This is a genomic window from Limnohabitans sp. Rim8, from assembly GCF_945901735.1.
Taxonomy (GTDB): Bacteria; Pseudomonadota; Gammaproteobacteria; order Burkholderiales; family Burkholderiaceae_C; genus Limnohabitans_A.
In genome coordinates this window covers 105,835-122,998 of the sequence record NZ_CAMDLM010000004.1, presented here as the reverse complement: position 1 = coordinate 122,998, position 17,164 = coordinate 105,835, and the positions used below count along the sequence as shown (strand labels likewise).

Genomic DNA, 17,164 nt, shown 5'->3' with positions numbered 1-17,164 from the left:
GGTTCCTCATGAGCGATGTGTATGTGATTGGTGTTTCGTGCACGCCCTTTGGCAAGCAGGCCGACAAAACATTCAAGGACCTCACCCGAGACGCCTTCATGGGGCTGCTTTCTGATACGGGGGCCGATGTCGCCCAGCAAATTGAGCAAGCGTGGTTTGGCAATTGCGGCATGGGCACCTTTGGGCAACGCAATATCCGGGGTCAGGTGTGTTTTACCCCCTTGGTGCGCGAAGGCATCTTTCCGGAAAGGGTGCCACTCATCAACGTTGAAGGCGGCTGTGCGACGGCCTCCATGGCGTTTCATGGCGCGTACAAAGACATCCTTTCTGGCGAGTGTGATTTGTCGCTGGCCATGGGTGTGGAAAAAACATTTTTCCCGGGCGATCCTGAGCGCACCATGGAAATTTTTCAAGGGGGGATTGACCAGCTTGATCCGCACGAGTGGCAGGCGTATTACCTGAAGGCCGGCGAGCAATCGGGCAAACCGTTTGTGACCAACAGCGGCGGCGGAACCTTGTTCATGGACACCTATGCCATGCAGGCGGCCTATCACATGAAAACCTTCGGCACGACGCGTGAGCAGATCGCCTATGCGTCTTCCAAAAACCACGCCATGGGGGCTTTGAATCCGAATGCGCAGTACCGGTTCACCATCACGCCAGAGGAGGTGCTCCATGATCGGGAGATCAGTTGGCCCCTGACCCGCGCCATGTGTTCACCCGTGGGTGATGGGGCTGCGGCTGCGTTGCTTTGCTCGGAGCGTTTTTTGCGTGAATTGCCCCAGCGTGTTCAGGAGCGGGCCATTGCGGTCAATGCCAGCGTGTTGACCGGTGGCAAGTACCGCGACTTGGCCGAACCGGGCCTGTCGCACGTAGCCGCCAAACGGGCTTATGCAAAGGCAGGCCTGACGCCGTCAGACATCGACATTGCCGAGGTGCACGATGCGACATCGTTTTGTGAGATTTACCAGGCTGAAATGCTGGGATTTTGTGAAATAGGCCAGGGCGGCGCCTACGTGGCCAGCGGGGCTACTTCTTTGGGGGGCGACCTGCCGATCAATTTGTCAGGCGGGCTGGTGTCCAAAGGGCACCCGGTCGGTGCCACTGGGCTGTCCATGATTTATGAGCTGGTGACCCAATTGCGCGGCGAGGCCGGCAGCAGGCAATCTGAAGGCGCAAACATTGCACTGGCAGAAAATGGGGGAGGGGTGATTGGCTTCGATGAAGCCGCTTGTTCCATCACCATTCTCCAACGCCAAAATGGATGTCCGCGCGGCGGATGATGACCGCTTTGTTCAAGGATGGCGGGTCTCGGCGCTTTTCCTGAACAGAGAAAAAAGATGCTTGGCCACGGTGGCCGGAGCGTCACCACCTGGTTGGTACCACATGAGTGCGCCATTGAGAGCACCCAGAAGGCCCAAACGGAAGTAGCGCCTTTTGATGCCCGATGGCAAGTCAACGGCATCGGTCAGTTCGGAAAACACTTTTTCGTACTTGTCACGCTGCGCCACCAGGGCAGTGCGCATGCTGTCTGAGTAATTGGCGGACCAATCGGCCAGAACGGTGGCAGCGGGGCTTTCTCGCATGAGCAAGGCCTCAAGGTGCGCGATGCACGCCGCTTCCAGCCTTTGCCAAGGGTCGGTCAGGGGTTCGATGGCTTTTTCGACGTCGTTGACGAAACGATCCACCCCAGAGGCATAGACCGTGATGAAGAGTTCTTCCTTGGAGCCAAAGTGGTGGTAAATCGATCCATGCAAAATGCCAAATGCGGCCGATATATCCCGCATCGACGTGTTGGCATACCCCCGTTCACCGAACAGATGCGCTGCTTTCTCAATCAGCTCCGCCCTTCTGTCGCCAATAGCCCCCTCAGCCGTGTCTTTGGTCTTTGAGGGGGTGACACTGGCACTTTTCGGGGGCTTTATCGCTTTGGGGCTGGGTGTGGTGGTGGGTTTCATCTCGGTGTGCGCATGTGTTGTCAGGATGTTAAACGCTAAATTTTTAGTCCCTTGAGGCTGGGTGTGACTTCAGGTTTTGGCATTCACCCAGTAGGGCTCACGCAAGATCCGCTTCAAGACCTTTCCCAAAGCATTGCGCGGGAAGTCCGGGCGCGTTTCGATGTTGGAGAGTCTTTGGTGTTTGGCCAAGCGCTCGTTGCACCAAGACAGCATGGATGCTGAATCAAACACAACACCGGGCCTGAGGATGACCAAAGCCAATGGCGTTTCTCCCCAGCGCTCATGCGGTATGCCAATGACTGTGGCGTCCAGGACGTCGGCGTGTTGGCCCAAAATTTCTTCCAAATCTGCAGGAAAAACATTGAAGCCGCCGGAAATGATCATGTCCTTTTTACGGTCCACCAGTGTGAGGTAGCCGGCTTCATCTTGGCGTCCTATGTCGCCCGAGCGAATGAAGGTGCGCCTTCTTTCGTCCTGCCAAATCAGCGCGGCTGTTTCGGCAGATTTGCCGTGGTAGCCAGACATCATGCCTGGCCCGTAACCTGCGATTTCACCAATTTCTCCGGGGCCAAGCACCAGCCCTGATTCGTCCAGAATGCGCACTTCAAAGCCCAGGACGGGGATGCCCACGGTGTCAAATTTGTCGGCAGGCGCACCCGGTTTGAGCATCGTCGCAAAGCCTTCGCTGAAGCCATACAGTTCGATGAGTTTGTCACCCATGCGTTCGATGACTTGGCGTTTGGTTTCACGCCTGAGTGGCGAGCCTGCACACAGGATCACTTGCAGGGTGCTCAGGTCGTGCTGGCCCAGATCGGTCTGCAGCAGTGCAATGAACTGCGCAGGCACCATGAAGGTGTGGGTGATTTTTTCTTCCTCCACCAACTTTGAAAATGCCGTCGGCTCGAAAGCGGGCATCACCACGCAGGTGCCACCACTGAACAGAGCGGGCAGCATCATGAGCCATGTGCCATTGGAATAAAGTGAAGTGGTGGTCAGTGCACGGCTGCGGTCACTGAAGCGCATTTCTATGGCATTGGAAATGGCCCAATGCACTCTGGCCCGGTGGCTTTGCAGGATGCCTTTGGGAAGGCCGGTTGTGCCCGAGCTGTAGATGATGTTGAAGGCATCCTCAGAGCGGCAGACCACATTCGGGGTGTCCGTGGGCTGGGCATCGGTCAAGGCGCGGTAATCCATCCAACCCTCGGCCTGACCGTGCACAACGTAGCGCTGGCTGGCTTGAAGATGCAAAAGGTCATCTTGAAATGGCAGCAGACGTTCGATGAAGTCAGGGGTGGCAAAAGCTTGTTTGGCACCGCAATCGTTGATCAAGGAGGCCAGTTGCTGACCTGTCAGCAAACCCGAAAGCGGGACCACACAGCAGCCTGCTTTGACAACACCGAACATGACCTCGAGTATTTCTACCGAGTTGCCCATCATGACCACCACCCGGTCACCTCTCGAAGCGCCGGATGCCAAAAGGGCGTTGGCCACGCGGTTCATGTTGTCGTTGAAATCGCCCCAAGTGCGCCTGACTGAGCCGCACACCACCGCTTCTTGGTGTTTGCGAAACTTACCGTGGCTGCTGAAGATGTCAGGTATCGTGATCTCGGCATGGTCAAGGGATAACAAGGTTTTCTCCTTCGGTGAATTCATGGTAATTTGATTTGTCTTGGCAGATGGCTTGTCAGGTTGAAACACTTCATCCGTGGTTCACAGAACTTCTCTTGGAAACTTTATGTCGGTCAGCATGGAAACCAAAGCGCTTTCTTCTTTCAAGGTTCCGGTGGTTGCCGCGCCCATGTTTTTGGTCAGCGGTATCGAACTGGTGGTGGCAGCGGCCAACGCAGGCATTGTGGGATCTTTTCCAACGCTCAACGCCCGAACGCCCGCTTTGCTGGATGCCTGGCTGGCAGAAATCAAGGACCGAACACGCGGCGCGACTGGGCTTTGTGCGGCCAACCTGATCCTGCATCCCTCCAATGGAAGGCGGTATGACGATTTGGACATCGTGATCAACCACCGTGTTCCTTGGGTCATCACTTCTGTTGGGTCGCCCGTCAATGTGGTCGAGCGCGTTCATGCCTACGGCGGTCAGGTGTTGGCGGATGTGGCCACTGTCCGGCATGCCAGAAAAGCCATAGCGGCGGGCGTGGACATGCTGGTTCTTTTGACGGCAGGCGCAGGCGGCAATACAGGTTGGATCAACCCCTTTGCCTTCATCGAGGAGGTACGAGGCTTTTGGTCGGGCCCCTTGGCCGTTGCGGGTTGTTTGAGCACCGGGCGTCAAGTCAGAGCCATTCAAGTGGCGGGGGCTGACATGGCCTACATTGGAACGCCCTTCATCGCCACCCCCGAAAGCATGGCGTCGCCAGCGTACAAAGAGGCTTTGGCCAGTGCCGGTGCCGATGACATTGTGAAGACCGATGCGGTGACGGGCATCCCTGCCAACTTTTTGAAATCGTCCCTGCTGGCGCAAGGCATCATGCAAGCCGATGGCAGTTTGCTGCCCAAGGGGTCGAGCGATTTGGCCAGTTGGAAAACCGCGTGGAGTGCTGGCCAGGGTGTGGCCTCTGTGGGCGCGGTGGAGACAGTGGCCCGAAGGGTTGAAACATTGCACCAAGAGTGGCTTCAGGCCACTGAAGGTGTCGCCCGATAAACCACGGGTGCCATCTGTTCGGCGGCTCATATCGCCCTGTCTTTGCCCTGCCAGTAGCGCATTCGAAGTTCCCGTTTGAGCACTTTGCCCGTTGCGCTTCTGGGGAGGCTGTCTGTGAATTCCAGTGACTTGGGTGTACTGACCGATCCGATTTGCGCTTTCACCAAGTTCTGCAGTTCGACAGCGTTGACCACGCAGTTGGGCTTGAGTTCCAGCACGGCGTGTACCGATTCACCCCATTTGTCGTCTGGAATGCCAAAGACACAGGCCTCCTGTACAGCTGCATGCGTCATCAAAGCCTGTTCTACACCGGCAGAATAGATGTTGAAGCCGCCAGAGATGATCACGTCTTTTTTACGGTCCAAGAGAGTGATGCGGCCGTCTTGATCCATGGCACCCACGTCACCTGTGTGGTACCAGCCGAAACGGTGCACCAGAGCCGTTGCGGGTTCATCGTCCAGATAGGCGGCACGGCTGACCCAGTCGCGCAAGACGATTTCACCGGGCTCGCCTGTCTCGCACCATTGGCCATCTTCGCGCATGACCCGCGCTTGTCGGCTGATGGAGGGGGAGCCAATCGATCGCAAGACGTTCGCAGGTGCAGGTGTTGCGCCTTGCATGTGCTCGGTGGGTGACAAAGCGGTGATGGGACCGATGGCTTCTGCTTGACCATACATGTTCACCATGACGGGACCAAAAACCGACAGGGCCTGTTTCAGGGGTCCTTCGGCCATGGGCGCTGCGGCATAAACGAAATGTTCCAGCGTTGCGTAATCAAATGCGTTGATTTTTTCAGAGGCCAGCAGCATGTAAATCACGGTGGGTGGCAGAAAGAGGATTTGAATCTTTTCTTTCTGAATGGTCTGCAGGATTTCCAGCGGGTCCGCCTTGTCCAGTAACACATGCGTGGACCCGGTCATGGTGAGTGCGAAGATGAAGCTGCCCGCAAAATGGGTCATGGGCGCCACCACCAAATGCCGTTTGGCTTCGTGCGCGCGCATGGCAAACAGCATGTCGACGCTGGTCACGTAATTAGACAGGTGCGTGTGCAGAACACCTTTGGAGCTGCCTGTGGTTCCGCTGGTGGAATACAGCGTCCAAGGAGCCAAAGGATCGTTGGGCAGTTCTTTGGCCACCGAGCCAGCAGGCGCCATCCAATCCATGAGCGAAGGTAGGTCGCCATCTTGTTGGTCAAGACAACACCACTGAGACAGTGTTGGCAGTTCTGCTTTCACGTGCGCGGCAAGCGTGGCGACATGGCTGTGGTGCACCATGGCCGTGGGTTGGTGTTGCCGCAAAATGCTTGCATTCAAGACGGGGCTGTTTCTGACGTTGACAGGCACCAAGACCATGCCTGCGCGCCAGAGCCCGTACATGAAAATCAAGCCACGCCAATCGTTGGGGGACAAAAAGGCGACACGGGTGCCCGGCGCAATGCCCATGTGCTGGATTTTTGCAGCGATTCGATGGGACATCGCTACCGCCTCTTGGTAGCTCACGCAAATGCCGCCCTGCTGGACGAAGATGGCGTTAGGCGTTCTCAATCCCGCTTTGTCCAGCGCGTCTGTCGCCCTCATATTCTTCTCCTGATGTTCAGTCCATCAATTCGGGCAAGATGGTGGCGATGGCAGGGAAACCCATCAGCAATGCCAGCAATACCGCCTCCATGACGAGGAAGGGCATGACACCTGCAAACAATTGACGCGAATTGACGAGCCCCTTGCCCGATGACAAAACCGCAAACAAATTCAGACCCACGGGTGGCGTGATGGCGGCAATTTCAATGAGCTTGATGATGAGCACGCCAAACCAGATGCCATTGATGCCCAGGGACGTGGAAATGGGATAAAGAAAGGGCAGCGTGATGATCATCAATGACACGCTGTCTACGAAGCAGCCCAGGATCAAATACAGAATAACCACCAAGGCTATGAACACGAAGGCGCTCATCTCCAGGGTGACCACCAATGCTTTGAGGTCGCCGATGAAGCCGCTGATCAGCAGGAATCGACTGAACAAGAGACCGGCCATGACGATCAAGAAAAGTACAGCGGAGATGCGTGCACTTTCAATCAGACTTTCCCACAGCGCACCCTTGGGCAAACGCTTGGTCGACAGGGCAATCAGAAGAACACCGGTGGCGCCAACGGCACCTGCAGCTGAAGGCGGAAACGTGCCTGTGTAAATGCCGCCAACCACCAAACCAATCAGCAAAAAAACAGCCCAAGCTTTTGAAATGCCCTGCAGCTTTTGCTTCAAACTGAATCTTTCGCTGATCATCGGGGCCCATTCGGGTCTGTAGATCAGCATGATCCGAATGCCCACGATGTAGCCCACTGCGGTCATGACACCCGGCAAGATGCCAGCGATCAGCAGCTTGCCAATGGGTTCGCCCGTCAGCACGGCGAACAGCACCATGGCAATGGAGGGCGGAATCAGCCCTGCCAGAGTGCCAGCAGCAGCGACACAGCCAGCAGATACGCCTGGGTTGTAGCCATAGCGGATCATTTCTGGCAAAGCCATGCGCGTGAAGATGCTTGCCGCAACAGTTGTCGAGCCCGATATGGCTGCAAACATGGCTTGAGCCATCACAGTCGCCATCATCAGGCTGCCACGAATTCCACTGGTCAACTGAAAAGCAGCTTTGTACAGATCAGTGATGATCCCAGCTCGTGATGCCAATGTGCCCATCAAAACGAACAAGGGAACAACGACAAAGTTGTAGTCACTTGCAAATGCGTAGGGGAGGGACTGGATGGTGGACAACAGAAAAGTCGATCCAACAGCATAAAAGATGCCTGTGATGGCTACGGTACCCACTGCGTAAGCGACAGGGACACCCAAACCCAACAGGCAAAGCATGGCGACAAAACCGATCAGTCCCGTAGTCACTTGCTTTCCTTCAATGATGGGGACGTGAAAATTTGCTGAGCCAGTTGACCGATCAAGGTCAGAACGCAAAGACTTGCGCCAATGGGGCATGCCAACTTCCAGGGCCAAATTGGAAAACCAGAAGTGTCTGCCGAGACCTCAAAAATCATCACACTTTTGATGGCTTGATGCCAGAGTCCGTAGGTGATCAAACCAATGAACAAAAGGCCGCAAAGGGTGCCAAGAAGCGTGGTTGCTTTTTTGGTTTTATCCCCCATAAAAGATTCAAACAAATCCACTCGAATATGTTCATTGCCCCTTTGGACAGGACTGCAAGCCAAAAAAATGCTGCTGGCCAACAGCGTCCCGGACAATTCAACTTTGTACGACAAATAAAAGCCCAACACGTTGCCCATCACGATGTCTATCGCGCCAACGACCATCATGATGAAAACGGCACCAGCGCAGACCGCCAGTGCCGCTTTCTCTGTCCAATGAATCAATGCATTCATTTGACAGTCATATCAATTGCGCGAGTTTGCAAAGCTTTGAGCCGCTTTCCTTTGCAGTGGAATCAATTCTTTGATCTTCTCGCCCATGCCGTCTTTGGTGGACTTGTCGACCCAGATTTGGATCATGTCAGGCGAACGCGAGATGAAATTTTGCAGATCTTTCATCTGAACGATGCTGCCACCTGTGGCTTTGAATTTGTCCATCGCATCGGCTTCGACTTTGGGCAGAGCCGCCAGGTCTTTTTGCATGGCTTCTTGAGCCACTTGCGTGAACAAGGTCTGCACCGAGCGTGGCCATGCGTTGTAAGCCTTGGCGGGCACGTACATCTGGAAGGTTGTGAAGGAGCCCGTATTCAAGTCTGAAAGATATGGTGCCACTTTTTGCAAGTCTGAAAAAGGCGTCCATTCGATGGGGCCGAAGTTGCAATCGAGCGTTCCACGCTGCAGACCTTCCCGGATTTCGGTGGCTTGAACCCGCGTTGGCACCATGCCATAAGCCTCCATCCAAATGGGCACATAGGCGCCGCCAACCGCTCTGACTTTCAATCCTTTGAGGTCGGCGGAGGTGTTGACCGCCTTGTTGCAAAGCAGTTTGTAAGGGGAGGGAACTGTCCACTTGATGACTTTGAGGTTTTGAGCCTGGAGTTCATCGGTCACAGTTTTGGTCGCGTAGCTGGCACGTGCCAATTCGGAGCCTGTCTTCGCATCAGCGGATACCCTGTTGAGAAGACCGGCTGAAACAGAAGTTAATGGCAACTCAGAAGCATGAACTGCTTGAGCGAACACGCCGATGTCCACAGCGCCATTGCCCACCAAGTTTTTAATTTCTGTGAGGCCACCCAGCTGACCAGACCAGAAAATCTGAATTTTGATCTTTCCGCCAGATCGCTTTTCAATTTCTTCAGCAAACCACTTGTCCCATTCGGCACCCGGAAAGGTTTGTGCCAGAGGGTGTGCCATCTTCAATGACAAGGATGGGTAATCTTGGGCTTGCGAAGGTAGTGCAAGGGCAAGCGCAGCGCAGGTAACCAGAAAATGTTTCTTCATCGTTGACTCCTAGTCGTTTTTCAAAGTTGCCACATGGCGGAAATTGATGTGTGCCCCCTTCATGCTATCGATTGGAGTCCTGCAAAACAATCGTTTGGTTGTTGACTTTTTTAGGGGTTTACCCGCTCCCTCTTGTTTTCGAAACGCTTTGCCACCCAGTCATCCCTCTCAAGGCCACGCCATCAGCCCCCGCAACCCCACCCCATAACTTTCAAAACCCTGCTCAGCCCAGCGCAAGCTGCTGTCAATGTTGTCGTGCTGGTGGCCATGCACCGTCATGCGCACGCCCATGCGGCGAGCCAGTTCGTCCAGCTCATGGAATCCGTGTTCGTGGTAGCCGGGCGCTTCGTGGGTGATGAGGATGTCGGCTTGCAGTGCTGACAGTTGTTCGATGTCGTCGGGGTAGATGCTGGACCAGTGTTTCAGGGGCACGCTGCCTTGCCAGCGGTCTTGGCACAGGGTGATGCGGGCCTGTTCTTCGCGGTTGCGAAACTTGGGGGCTTGGGTGTTTTTGGGGTACCAAACGGCGCCACGAAACACGCCGCCCAGCCCGCTAATTCGCGTGCCGCAGGGCAGGGTGACCACACGGCCGTGCAGGTTGCGCTCGGCCAGTTCGCTGTGCCAGACGTTGGCAAAGTTGTCCGCGTGGTCGGTGTCGTGGTTGCCGTGGATGTACCAGACGCGTTCGCGGATGGCCGCCAGCTCGATGTGCAGCGGGCGTGCCGGCTCCAGGTCGCCCAGCAAGATGACGGCGCGGGCGTCGTTTTGCAGCGCCGCATCGATGATGTGCTGCCATTGGCCGTGCGGATCGCCGCAAAAGAGGATGGGGCCGTTCATGTGTGCAGCGCTTGGGGGTGGTCAGTGCTGAGCTGTCCAGGGGTTGATCACGGTGAGGCCTGCCGCTTCAAACGGGTTGGTGTCGCGCGTGGCCACCATGAAGCCATGGCGCTTGGCGGTGGCGGCGATGTAGCCGTCAGCCTTCGATATGGCTTTGCCTTGGGCGCGGGCTGCCGAAAGGATGTCCGAATAGGTTTGCGATGCGGCGACGTCAAAAGGCAGGATTCGGTCTGCAAACAAAGGCAGGATGCGTTGTTCCAAACCGTGGTGCAGGGTTTCTTTGCGTTTGCCCGCGGGCAGGGCCGCGATGCCAAAGCGCAATTCGGCCAGGCTGATGGCGGACAGGTAAAGGGTGGCTATGGATTGCGCATCAATCCACGCCAAAACGCCGGCGTCTGCTGACAGTTTCAGTGGCTCAGAGATGACGTGGGTGTCGAGCAAGATCATTCAAACCTCATGGGCTCAGCGGGTGTTTTGTCGCGCTCAAGATCCAAGTCAAAGCCGCCAGCTTGTTGGCCAATTTCGGCCAGCAGCGATCCCAGTTGGATTCGCCCCGCCGGGCGTGCGGCTTGTTCCAGAATGGCGCGCACTTCGGCCTCTGTGCTGCGCCCTGCCAATGAGGCGCGCAGTCGCAGGGCTCTGTGGGTTTCTTCGGGCAAGTTGCGGATGGTGATGGATGACACGGCCGAGTCTCCTTGAATCGGCCTGAATGATATCACTTTATTTATTTTGATATCAATTTTTGACTTCCTGACTGGCAACACCCGCATGGTCTGATAGTTTCACAGTCGGTGTTCATTAGGTAACACCCCGGCTATACTGAAGGCAACAGGAGCCATCACATGCCCACCTTTTCAGTCAAATTGGATGAACAGGCCCGTGCCAAGGTGCTGCTGGCCGCAAGTCAGCGCGGGGTCACGCCGCACGCGTTCATGGTGCAGGCCATCGAGTCGGCGGTCACCCGCTCAAACGAAGATGGCGCCTGGGTGGCCAAGGCCTTGCAGGTCAGGCAAAACTTGCTGCAAACCGGTATGGGTGTGGATGGGCAGGCCATGGCGGCATACCTCAAGGACAAGGTGCGCGGCATCGACAGCCAACGCCCGCCCGTGCAGGGCCTGGAGCAATTGCTGGCCCCGCGTTCATGACGCGTCTGGTGCACTCGCCCGAGGCCGCTCAGGACCTCGAAGAGCTGGTGGATTTCTTGCTTCTCAACCGGCCTGAATACGCGGTTGAAACCGTGGACTTGGTGCTGGACGCTTTGTCAGTGTTGGAGCGTCACCCGCTCATGGGCCGGCCTGTGGCCCATGGCATGCGCGAGTTGGTGATTTCACGGGGGCGTTCGGGCTATTTAGCGCTGTACGTCCATGACGCGACCGCCGATGTCGTGTTCGTGCTGGCCTTGCGGCATCAGCGAGAGCAGGACTACCACTGACCTGCTGATCCGATTGACTTGGCTGCCCTCACATCGCCGGATAGTCGATGTACCCCTCAGGCCCTGGTGCATAAAAGGTGCTGGAGCTGGCTTTGGCCAATGGGGCGTTGGCTTTGAGGCGTTGCACCAGGTCGGGGTTGGAGATGTAGGCGCGGCCAAAAGCCACAGCGTCGGCGCGGCCAGAATCAATGGCGTCGATGGCCATCTCGCGGGTGTAGCCGTTGTTGGCGATGTAGGCGCCTTTGAAGGCCTGGCGTGCCCACGCAAAGTCAAAGCCGGTCAGGTCACGCGGGCCACCGGTGGCACCTTCTACAAAGTGGATGAAGGCGATGCCGCGTTGGCTGAGCGCTTCGACCAGCGGGCCGAACACCGCTTGGGGGTTGCTCTCGGCCGAGTCGTTGGCAGGCGAGACGGGCGAGAGACGGATGCCTGTGCGGCCTGCGCCGATTTCGGCGGCCACAGCGTCCACCACTTCCAGCGCAAAGCGGATGCGGTTTTGGGGCGATCCACCGTAGGCGTCGGTGCGCAGGTTGGTGCTGTCGCGCAAGAACTGGTCGATCAGGTAGCCGTTGGCGCCGTGGATTTCCACGCCGTCAAAACCGGCGCGCATGGCGTTGGCCGCGCCTTGGCGGTATTGCTGCACGACTTCTTTGATTTCTTCTTCGCTCAGGGCGTGTGGCACGGGGGCGGGCACTTTGCCGTTGCGGCCATAGGCCATCACTTTGGCGGCCACGGCTGAGGGGGCGATGGGCTCAGCGCCGCCCGTCAGGTCGGGGTGGCTGATGCGCCCCACGTGCCAGATTTGCGCCACGATCTTGCCGCCCGCCGCGTGCACGGCTTGGGTGATGGGCTTCCAGCCTTCGACCTGCGCATCCGAGTAAATGCCGGGTGTGGCCATGTAGCCTTTGCCTCCGGGTGAGACCTGTGTGCCTTCGCTGATGATCAGGCCCGCGTTGCTGCGCTGGCGGTAGTACGCGATGTTCATGGCGCTGCCGGGAATGTCGCCTGCGGGCTCGTCGGCGCGGCAGCGGGTCAAAGGGGCCATGACCACGCGGTTGGCCATGTCGATGTCGCCGATGCGGGTGGGTTGGAAGAGTTGGGCAAGGGTGTCGGTCATGGGGGGGTGGGAACATGCAGAGGGTGAATACGAAGACGTTGATTATGGGTGCACCCAGGGCATCTGTAGGTCGGGCCTTCACGGTCCGACGATGCGCCTTGTGAATCACCGCCAATTGAAATGTCGGACCTAAAGGCCCGACCTGCGGGAGATCACTCGCACTCTTGTGGCGACGGCATACCTGAACCACTGGGGATAATGGCGCACCCCCCTCTTGACAACGGACATCACCGTGAGCGCCATCGCCATCATCGACTTTGAAACCACGGGCATTTCGCCGGGCATGGGCGACCGTGCCACCGAGGTGGCGGTGGTGATGCTGGAGGGCGGGCAGGTGGTGGACCGCTTTCAGAGCCTGATGAACGCCGGGGTGCGGGTGAACCCTTTCATCACGCAGCTCACCGGCATCACCAACGAGATGGTGCAGGCCGCGCCGCCGGCCGAGCAGGTGATGCGCGAGGCGGCGCGCTTTGTGGCGGGCCGGCCCATGGTGGCGCACAACGCGGCCTTTGACAAAAAGTTCTGGCAGGCCGAGCTGGCGCGCTGCGGCCAAGACGGTGCGCACCCCTTTGCCTGCACCTTGCTGCTGTCGCGCCGCCTGTACCCGCAAGCACCGAACCACAAGCTGGGCACACTGGCCGCGCTGCACCATTTGCCTTCGTCAGGCCGCGCCCACCGGGCCATGGCCGATGCCGAGATGACCGCGCATTTGCTGGCGCAGATGCAGCACGATCTGAAAACCCGCTACGGTTGCAGCCAAACCGACCACGCACTGCTCATGGGCCTGCAGCGCACCAGCCGGCACATGGTGGGGCCGTATTTGAAAGCGCGGGCGGGGGGCTGAATAAAAGCGCAAACCAAGTCGCAAAAATGATCAGCTCATGTCTGTCAGGATCGCGCCAAGCCCTTGGGGTTTGAGTTTGCGCTGTGTCACGCAGGTAACTGCATCCGTGCTGGTGGGCATGAGTCCTAGGGTTTTCCCTTGTGGGCATGTGGGTATCGGGTGACATACTGATTTGAGCAGCAAGAACATGGTGGCTGCCACGAAATCATTCACCTCATTCAGGAGACTTTCAAGATGTTAAAGACGAACAAACGCGCAATGCTCAAGGCACTTGGTGCTGCAGCCATGGTGGCAGGTATGTCTGCAGGTCCTGTCTGGGCGCAGGCCCCGATCGTCCTGAAAATGGCGCACGTTTACAACCCTGGCAACATCTGGTTCAATGCCGCCGAGTCTTATGCTAAGGCGGTGGAAACCAAGTCGGGTGGCAAGGTGAAAATTCAGATCGCGGCCAGTGGCTCGACCGGCGATTGGCCTGCCTCGATCGAGGGCCTGAAGATCGGCACCAACGACATCGTGCTCCAGTCCATCGGTACGCTCGACCGTTACAACGTGCTGCCAGGCCTTGAGGCTTATCCTTATCTGGTGCGCGATGTCGACCACTTCAAGAAGGTTTACTACGGCCCTGTGGGTGCCGAGTTCATGGAAGAAGTGGCCAAAAAGAGTTCATTCCGCATCATTGGTGCGGGCTACCGTGGCGCACGCTGGCTCAGCTCCAACAAGCCTGTGGCATCGGTGGCCGACATCAAGGGCTTGAAGCTGCGCGTGCCCCCGCTCAAGATGTACCGCATGACCTGGGAGTTGCTGGGTGCCAGCCCGGTGCCCATGGGTATGGCCGAGATGTTCACTTCTATGCAGCAGGGCGTGGTTGACGGGCAGGAAAACCCGCTGGAGATCATCGACACGATGAAGTACTACGAAGTTCAGAAGTACGCCATCGACACGCGCCATGTGATTGGCGCCATGACCTGGATTTATTCGGACGCACGTTTCAAGCGTCTGCCTGCTGACGTGCAGAAACTCCTGAAAGACGAAGGCGAGCGTGTGATGCTGGAGGCGACCGACACCATGGTGTCGACAGAAGGCGCCTTACGCAAGAAGCTCGAAGGCCACGGCATGAAGTTCAACGCCATTGACACCGTCGCCATGAAAGCCCGCGTGGCCGACATTGGCAAGGAATTCCCTGACTTGGCACCTTGGGCCATCAAGTTCGCGAACGTCAAGTGAGCGAGCGAGCCTTTGAAACTGGGGCGCCTAAGGGCTTGTCCCGGTTGGCCATTGCCTGGGCCGTGCGCATCGAAAAAACCCTTAACATCTTGTTGGGACTGATGTTGCTGGCCTTGGCCTTGTCTTTGTTTTACCAAGTGTTTGGCCGGTATGTCATCGGTAAAGCGCCTGGGTGGACCGAAGAGGTTGCCCGCATGCTTGTGGCCTGGATGGCCATGCTTGGGGCTGCCGCCTGTCTGCGCGATGGTGGGCACATTGCTGTGGGGGCATTGGTCAACGCCGTGCCCCCATCTGTGCGCAGTTGGCTGCTGGCTGTTCGGGATTTGTGCATCATGACCACAGCCGCCGTGCTGGGTTGGTCGGGGGCACGTTTCGCCGACATGAACGCGACGCAGGACTCCCCTGCACTGGAAATTTCCATGGCCATCCCTTATTCGGCGATGGGCATTGGCGCGGTGTTGCTGGCGCTGATGCTCACCTTGGCCCGCATGGGGGGGGAGACACCGCCGGTCGACTCGCTGTCCCCAACCGATTGAGAATCCCATGACGATGCTTGGTGTGCTGTTGCTGTCCCTGACGGTGCTGTTGCTTTTGGCGGTGCCGGTTGCGTTTGCACTGGTGCTGTCGGCCACGATTGCGGTGGTGTTTGTCGGTGACATTGATCTGATGATCGTTCCCCAGCAAATTTACCAAGGGCTGGACAGCTTTTTGCTGCTGGCGATTCCGTTGTTTTTGCTGGCTGGGGAGCTCATGTCGCAGGGCGGCATGACCGACCGTTTGCTCGGGTTTTGCAATGCCGTGTTTGGTCGTTTTCGTGGTGGGCTGGCCATGACCAACGTGGCTTCGGCCACATTGATGTCGGGCATTTCTGGCTCTGCCATTGCCGACACCTCGGCGCTCGGCAAGGTGCTGATCCCGGCCATGATCAAGGCGGGTTATGGACGGGGGTTTTCTGCCGCGCTGACGGCGGCGGCCAACGTGGTGGGGCCGATCATTCCGCCTTCCATCACATTTTTGATGATCAGCGTGTTGACCAATTTGTCACCGCTCAAGCTCTTTATGGCAGCGGTGATTCCGGGCGTGCTGTACGCCAGCGCGATCATGGTGGTGGCGGTGGTGATCAGCAGGCGCCGCGGCTACCCGGCGGCGCAGGAGGTGAACTTGGCGGGCATTTGGCGCGAGTTCAAGCTGGCTTTTTGGGCATTGGCGATGCCAGTGTTTTTGATCGTGGGCATTCGCACAGGCATTTTCAACGTGACCGAGTCGTCTGCTGTGGCGGTGGTGTATGCGTTGATGGTGGGTCTTTTCATTCACCGCGAACTGAATTGGCGCAAGATTTGGCAGGCACTGGTGAGCTCGGCACGCGGCACGGCGGTGATCATGATCATTTTGGGCGGGGCGCAGGTGGTGTCGTGGTTCTTGGCGTATGAGCAAGCACCCCAGCGCATTGCCGAGTGGATGCTCGGCTCCATCGGCAGCCCCATCGTGTTCCTGTTGCTGGTCAATGTGCTGCTGCTCTTGGTGGGCACCTTCATGGAAAACGGTCCATCTTTGGTGCTGCTGTGCCCGGTGCTGTACCCGGTGGCGGCCAAGTTCGGTATCGATCCTTACCATTTCTCAATGATCGTCGGCATCAATTTGCTGATCGGTTTGATCACGCCGCCGGTGGCCATCAGCCTGTCGATTGGCGCACTCATTGCGGGGGCGCGGTCGGACGAGGTCAACCGGGAAGTGTTGCCATTTCTGGCCGCCGCCATCGGTGTCGTGCTTTTGATCACCTTTGTGCCATCGATCTCTTTGTGGTTGCCCTCCGTGATTGGTGGGCGCTGACAAAGGCCCGCTGGCTGTCTTTTTCCCAGGAGTTGAGACATGACTCGTCGTTTTGATGGCCGTGTGGCTGTGGTGTGTGGTGCCGGTTCGGTCGGACCCGGTTGGGGCAATGGCAAAGCGGCGGCGGTGCAATATGCGCGTGACGGAGCGACGATTGCGGCCATCGACATCGAGTTGGACGCTGCTCAGGCCACGGTGGACCTGATCGTCGCCGAAGGCGGTACGGCCGTGGCCTGGCGCTGCGATGTGACCCAGCGCGATGAAGTGAACGCGGTCATGAATGAGATCGTGGCGCATTTCGGGCGCATTGACGTGCTGCACAACAACGTGGGTTTGCCTGCCATGGGCACCATGGAAACGCTGAATGAGGGGGAGTGGGACCATGCGATGGATGTCAACCTCAAGAGTGTCTTCCTGACCTGCCAGGCGGTCTTGCCCGTCATGGTGCGGCAAGGCAAAGGCGCGATTGTCAACATTTCATCACTCGCCGCGATCCGTTACACCGGCTACCCCTATCCGGCGTATTACGCCAGCAAAGCTGCGGTGAACCACCTGACCGCGTCCATGGCACTCGAATACGCACGCAAGGGCATCCGGGTCAACGCCATCATGCCCGGCATGATGGACACGCCCCACATTTACAAAGCCATTGCAGGCCAATACGCTTCGCATGAAGAGATGGTGGAAAAGCGCAATGCGATGTGCCCCACCGGCCGCATGGGCACGGGCTGGGACATTGCCAAGGCCGCCGCCTTTTTGGCGTCTGACGAAGCCCAGTACATCACTGGCCAATGCCTGGCGGTAGACGGCGGGTTTTCGATCCGGGCCTGAGCCGC

19 protein-coding genes are annotated in these 17,164 nt (G+C 57.7%); 9 read left to right on the top strand and 10 right to left on the bottom strand.

Annotated elements, in window-relative coordinates; all coding sequences use genetic code 11:
• The first annotated feature begins 8 nt into the window (after positions 1 to 8).
• The gene (locus Q0O99_RS03635) at positions 9 to 1,283 is read left to right on the top strand and encodes a thiolase family protein (protein WP_293748643.1); all 1,275 of its coding nucleotides are present in this window, start codon (positions 9 to 11) and stop codon (positions 1,281 to 1,283) included.
• Positions 1,284 to 1,295: 12 nt separating this feature from the next.
• Here the strand turns inward: Q0O99_RS03635 and Q0O99_RS03630 are convergent, their stop codons facing one another.
• Positions 1,296 to 1,958 (bottom strand): TetR/AcrR family transcriptional regulator, encoded by a 663-nt coding sequence (locus Q0O99_RS03630; RefSeq protein WP_293748641.1) that lies wholly within the window; start codon positions 1,956 to 1,958, stop codon positions 1,296 to 1,298.
• A 69-nt stretch (positions 1,959 to 2,027) separates the two neighbouring features.
• Positions 2,028 to 3,587 carry a class I adenylate-forming enzyme family protein gene (locus Q0O99_RS03625; RefSeq protein WP_293748639.1) on the bottom strand — a complete coding sequence of 520 codons (1,560 nt, stop codon included), beginning with the start codon at positions 3,585 to 3,587 and terminating at the stop codon, positions 2,028 to 2,030.
• Between the two features lie 106 nt (positions 3,588 to 3,693).
• On the opposite strand from Q0O99_RS03625, the gene Q0O99_RS03620 reads away from it, so the two are divergent.
• Entirely contained in the window at positions 3,694 to 4,614 is a 921-nt protein-coding gene (locus Q0O99_RS03620) for a nitronate monooxygenase (protein ID WP_293748637.1), read from the top strand.
• A gap of 26 nt (positions 4,615 to 4,640) precedes the next feature.
• Here the strand turns inward: Q0O99_RS03620 and Q0O99_RS03615 are convergent, their stop codons facing one another.
• From Q0O99_RS03615 to Q0O99_RS03585, 7 genes are all read right to left on the bottom strand, one after another.
• Positions 4,641 to 6,191, bottom strand: coding sequence for a class I adenylate-forming enzyme family protein (locus Q0O99_RS03615; protein ID WP_293748635.1), 1,551 nt, complete (start codon positions 6,189 to 6,191; stop codon positions 4,641 to 4,643).
• Between the two features lie 16 nt (positions 6,192 to 6,207).
• Positions 6,208 to 7,506: a TRAP transporter large permease gene (locus Q0O99_RS03610; RefSeq protein ID WP_293748633.1), complete on the bottom strand. Its 1,299-nt coding sequence runs from the start codon at positions 7,504 to 7,506 to the stop codon at positions 6,208 to 6,210.
• On the bottom strand, positions 7,503 to 7,997 hold the full coding sequence (locus tag Q0O99_RS03605; RefSeq protein WP_293748631.1) for a TRAP transporter small permease: 495 nt from the start codon (positions 7,995 to 7,997) through the stop codon (positions 7,503 to 7,505). Before Q0O99_RS03605 ends, Q0O99_RS03610 begins: the two co-directional genes overlap by 4 nt.
• Before the next feature lie 12 nt (positions 7,998 to 8,009).
• Complete coding sequence (dctP, locus tag Q0O99_RS03600) at positions 8,010 to 8,957, bottom strand: TRAP transporter substrate-binding protein DctP (protein ID WP_293748629.1); 948 nt, start codon at positions 8,955 to 8,957, stop codon at positions 8,010 to 8,012.
• A 255-nt stretch (positions 8,958 to 9,212) separates the two neighbouring features.
• A complete protein-coding gene (locus Q0O99_RS03595; RefSeq protein ID WP_293748627.1) occupies positions 9,213 to 9,881 on the bottom strand; it encodes a metallophosphoesterase in 669 nt (222 codons plus the stop codon).
• 21 nt (positions 9,882 to 9,902) lie between these two features.
• Positions 9,903 to 10,328 carry a type II toxin-antitoxin system VapC family toxin gene (locus Q0O99_RS03590; protein ID WP_293748626.1) on the bottom strand — a complete coding sequence of 142 codons (426 nt, stop codon included), beginning with the start codon at positions 10,326 to 10,328 and terminating at the stop codon, positions 9,903 to 9,905.
• Positions 10,325 to 10,564, bottom strand: coding sequence for a plasmid stability protein (locus tag Q0O99_RS03585; RefSeq protein ID WP_293748624.1), 240 nt, complete (start codon positions 10,562 to 10,564; stop codon positions 10,325 to 10,327). The genes Q0O99_RS03590 and Q0O99_RS03585 overlap by 4 nt, the downstream gene beginning before the upstream one ends.
• A 159-nt stretch (positions 10,565 to 10,723) precedes the next feature.
• On the opposite strand from Q0O99_RS03585, the gene Q0O99_RS03580 reads away from it, so the two are divergent.
• Both Q0O99_RS03580 and Q0O99_RS03575 read left to right on the top strand, forming a co-directional pair.
• Positions 10,724 to 11,026: a CopG family transcriptional regulator gene (locus tag Q0O99_RS03580; RefSeq protein ID WP_293748622.1), complete on the top strand. Its 303-nt coding sequence runs from the start codon at positions 10,724 to 10,726 to the stop codon at positions 11,024 to 11,026.
• Positions 11,023 to 11,313: a type II toxin-antitoxin system RelE/ParE family toxin gene (locus Q0O99_RS03575; protein WP_293748620.1), complete on the top strand. Its 291-nt coding sequence runs from the start codon at positions 11,023 to 11,025 to the stop codon at positions 11,311 to 11,313. Before Q0O99_RS03580 ends, Q0O99_RS03575 begins: the two co-directional genes overlap by 4 nt.
• A 28-nt stretch (positions 11,314 to 11,341) precedes the next feature.
• Here the strand turns inward: Q0O99_RS03575 and Q0O99_RS03570 are convergent, their stop codons facing one another.
• A complete protein-coding gene (locus Q0O99_RS03570) occupies positions 11,342 to 12,430 on the bottom strand; it encodes an alkene reductase (RefSeq protein WP_293748618.1) in 1,089 nt (362 codons plus the stop codon).
• Between the two features lie 232 nt (positions 12,431 to 12,662).
• Here Q0O99_RS03570 and Q0O99_RS03565 point away from each other — a divergent pair, with 232 nt between their 5' ends.
• From Q0O99_RS03565 to Q0O99_RS03545, 5 genes are all read left to right on the top strand, one after another.
• A complete protein-coding gene (locus Q0O99_RS03565) occupies positions 12,663 to 13,274 on the top strand; it encodes a PolC-type DNA polymerase III (protein ID WP_293748616.1) in 612 nt (203 codons plus the stop codon).
• A 234-nt stretch (positions 13,275 to 13,508) separates the two neighbouring features.
• On the top strand, positions 13,509 to 14,498 hold the full coding sequence (locus tag Q0O99_RS03560) for a TRAP transporter substrate-binding protein (protein ID WP_293748614.1): 990 nt from the start codon (positions 13,509 to 13,511) through the stop codon (positions 14,496 to 14,498).
• Complete coding sequence (locus tag Q0O99_RS03555; RefSeq protein WP_293748612.1) at positions 14,468 to 15,034, top strand: TRAP transporter small permease; 567 nt, start codon at positions 14,468 to 14,470, stop codon at positions 15,032 to 15,034. Before Q0O99_RS03560 ends, Q0O99_RS03555 begins: the two co-directional genes overlap by 31 nt.
• A 7-nt stretch (positions 15,035 to 15,041) precedes the next feature.
• The gene (locus Q0O99_RS03550; protein ID WP_293748610.1) at positions 15,042 to 16,328 is read left to right on the top strand and encodes a TRAP transporter large permease; all 1,287 of its coding nucleotides are present in this window, start codon (positions 15,042 to 15,044) and stop codon (positions 16,326 to 16,328) included.
• Positions 16,329 to 16,367: 39 nt separating this feature from the next.
• Positions 16,368 to 17,159, top strand: a complete 792-nt coding sequence (locus Q0O99_RS03545) for an SDR family NAD(P)-dependent oxidoreductase (protein ID WP_293748608.1) — start codon at positions 16,368 to 16,370, stop codon at positions 17,157 to 17,159.
• The last annotated feature ends 5 nt before the right edge of the window (positions 17,160 to 17,164 follow it).

Coding starts and splice junctions, on each gene's coding strand:
- Q0O99_RS03620 (WP_293748637.1), top strand. CDS start 3,694: ATGTCGGTCAGCATGGAAACCAAAGCGCTTTCTTCTTTCAAGGTTCCG.
- Q0O99_RS03595 (WP_293748627.1), bottom strand. CDS start 9,881: ATGAACGGCCCCATCCTCTTTTGCGGCGATCCGCACGGCCAATGGCAG.
- Q0O99_RS03550 (WP_293748610.1), top strand. CDS start 15,042: ATGACGATGCTTGGTGTGCTGTTGCTGTCCCTGACGGTGCTGTTGCTT.
- Q0O99_RS03545 (WP_293748608.1), top strand. CDS start 16,368: ATGACTCGTCGTTTTGATGGCCGTGTGGCTGTGGTGTGTGGTGCCGGT.
- Q0O99_RS03635 (WP_293748643.1), top strand. CDS start 9: ATGAGCGATGTGTATGTGATTGGTGTTTCGTGCACGCCCTTTGGCAAG.
- Q0O99_RS03630 (WP_293748641.1), bottom strand. CDS start 1,958: ATGAAACCCACCACCACACCCAGCCCCAAAGCGATAAAGCCCCCGAAA.
- Q0O99_RS03605 (WP_293748631.1), bottom strand. CDS start 7,997: ATGAATGCATTGATTCATTGGACAGAGAAAGCGGCACTGGCGGTCTGC.
- Q0O99_RS03560 (WP_293748614.1), top strand. CDS start 13,509: ATGTTAAAGACGAACAAACGCGCAATGCTCAAGGCACTTGGTGCTGCA.
- Q0O99_RS03580 (WP_293748622.1), top strand. CDS start 10,724: ATGCCCACCTTTTCAGTCAAATTGGATGAACAGGCCCGTGCCAAGGTG.
- dctP (WP_293748629.1), bottom strand. CDS start 8,957: ATGGCACACCCTCTGGCACAAACCTTTCCGGGTGCCGAATGGGACAAG.
- Q0O99_RS03575 (WP_293748620.1), top strand. CDS start 11,023: ATGACGCGTCTGGTGCACTCGCCCGAGGCCGCTCAGGACCTCGAAGAG.
- Q0O99_RS03615 (WP_293748635.1), bottom strand. CDS start 6,191: ATGAGGGCGACAGACGCGCTGGACAAAGCGGGATTGAGAACGCCTAAC.
- Q0O99_RS03570 (WP_293748618.1), bottom strand. CDS start 12,430: ATGACCGACACCCTTGCCCAACTCTTCCAACCCACCCGCATCGGCGAC.
- Q0O99_RS03590 (WP_293748626.1), bottom strand. CDS start 10,328: ATGATCTTGCTCGACACCCACGTCATCTCTGAGCCACTGAAACTGTCA.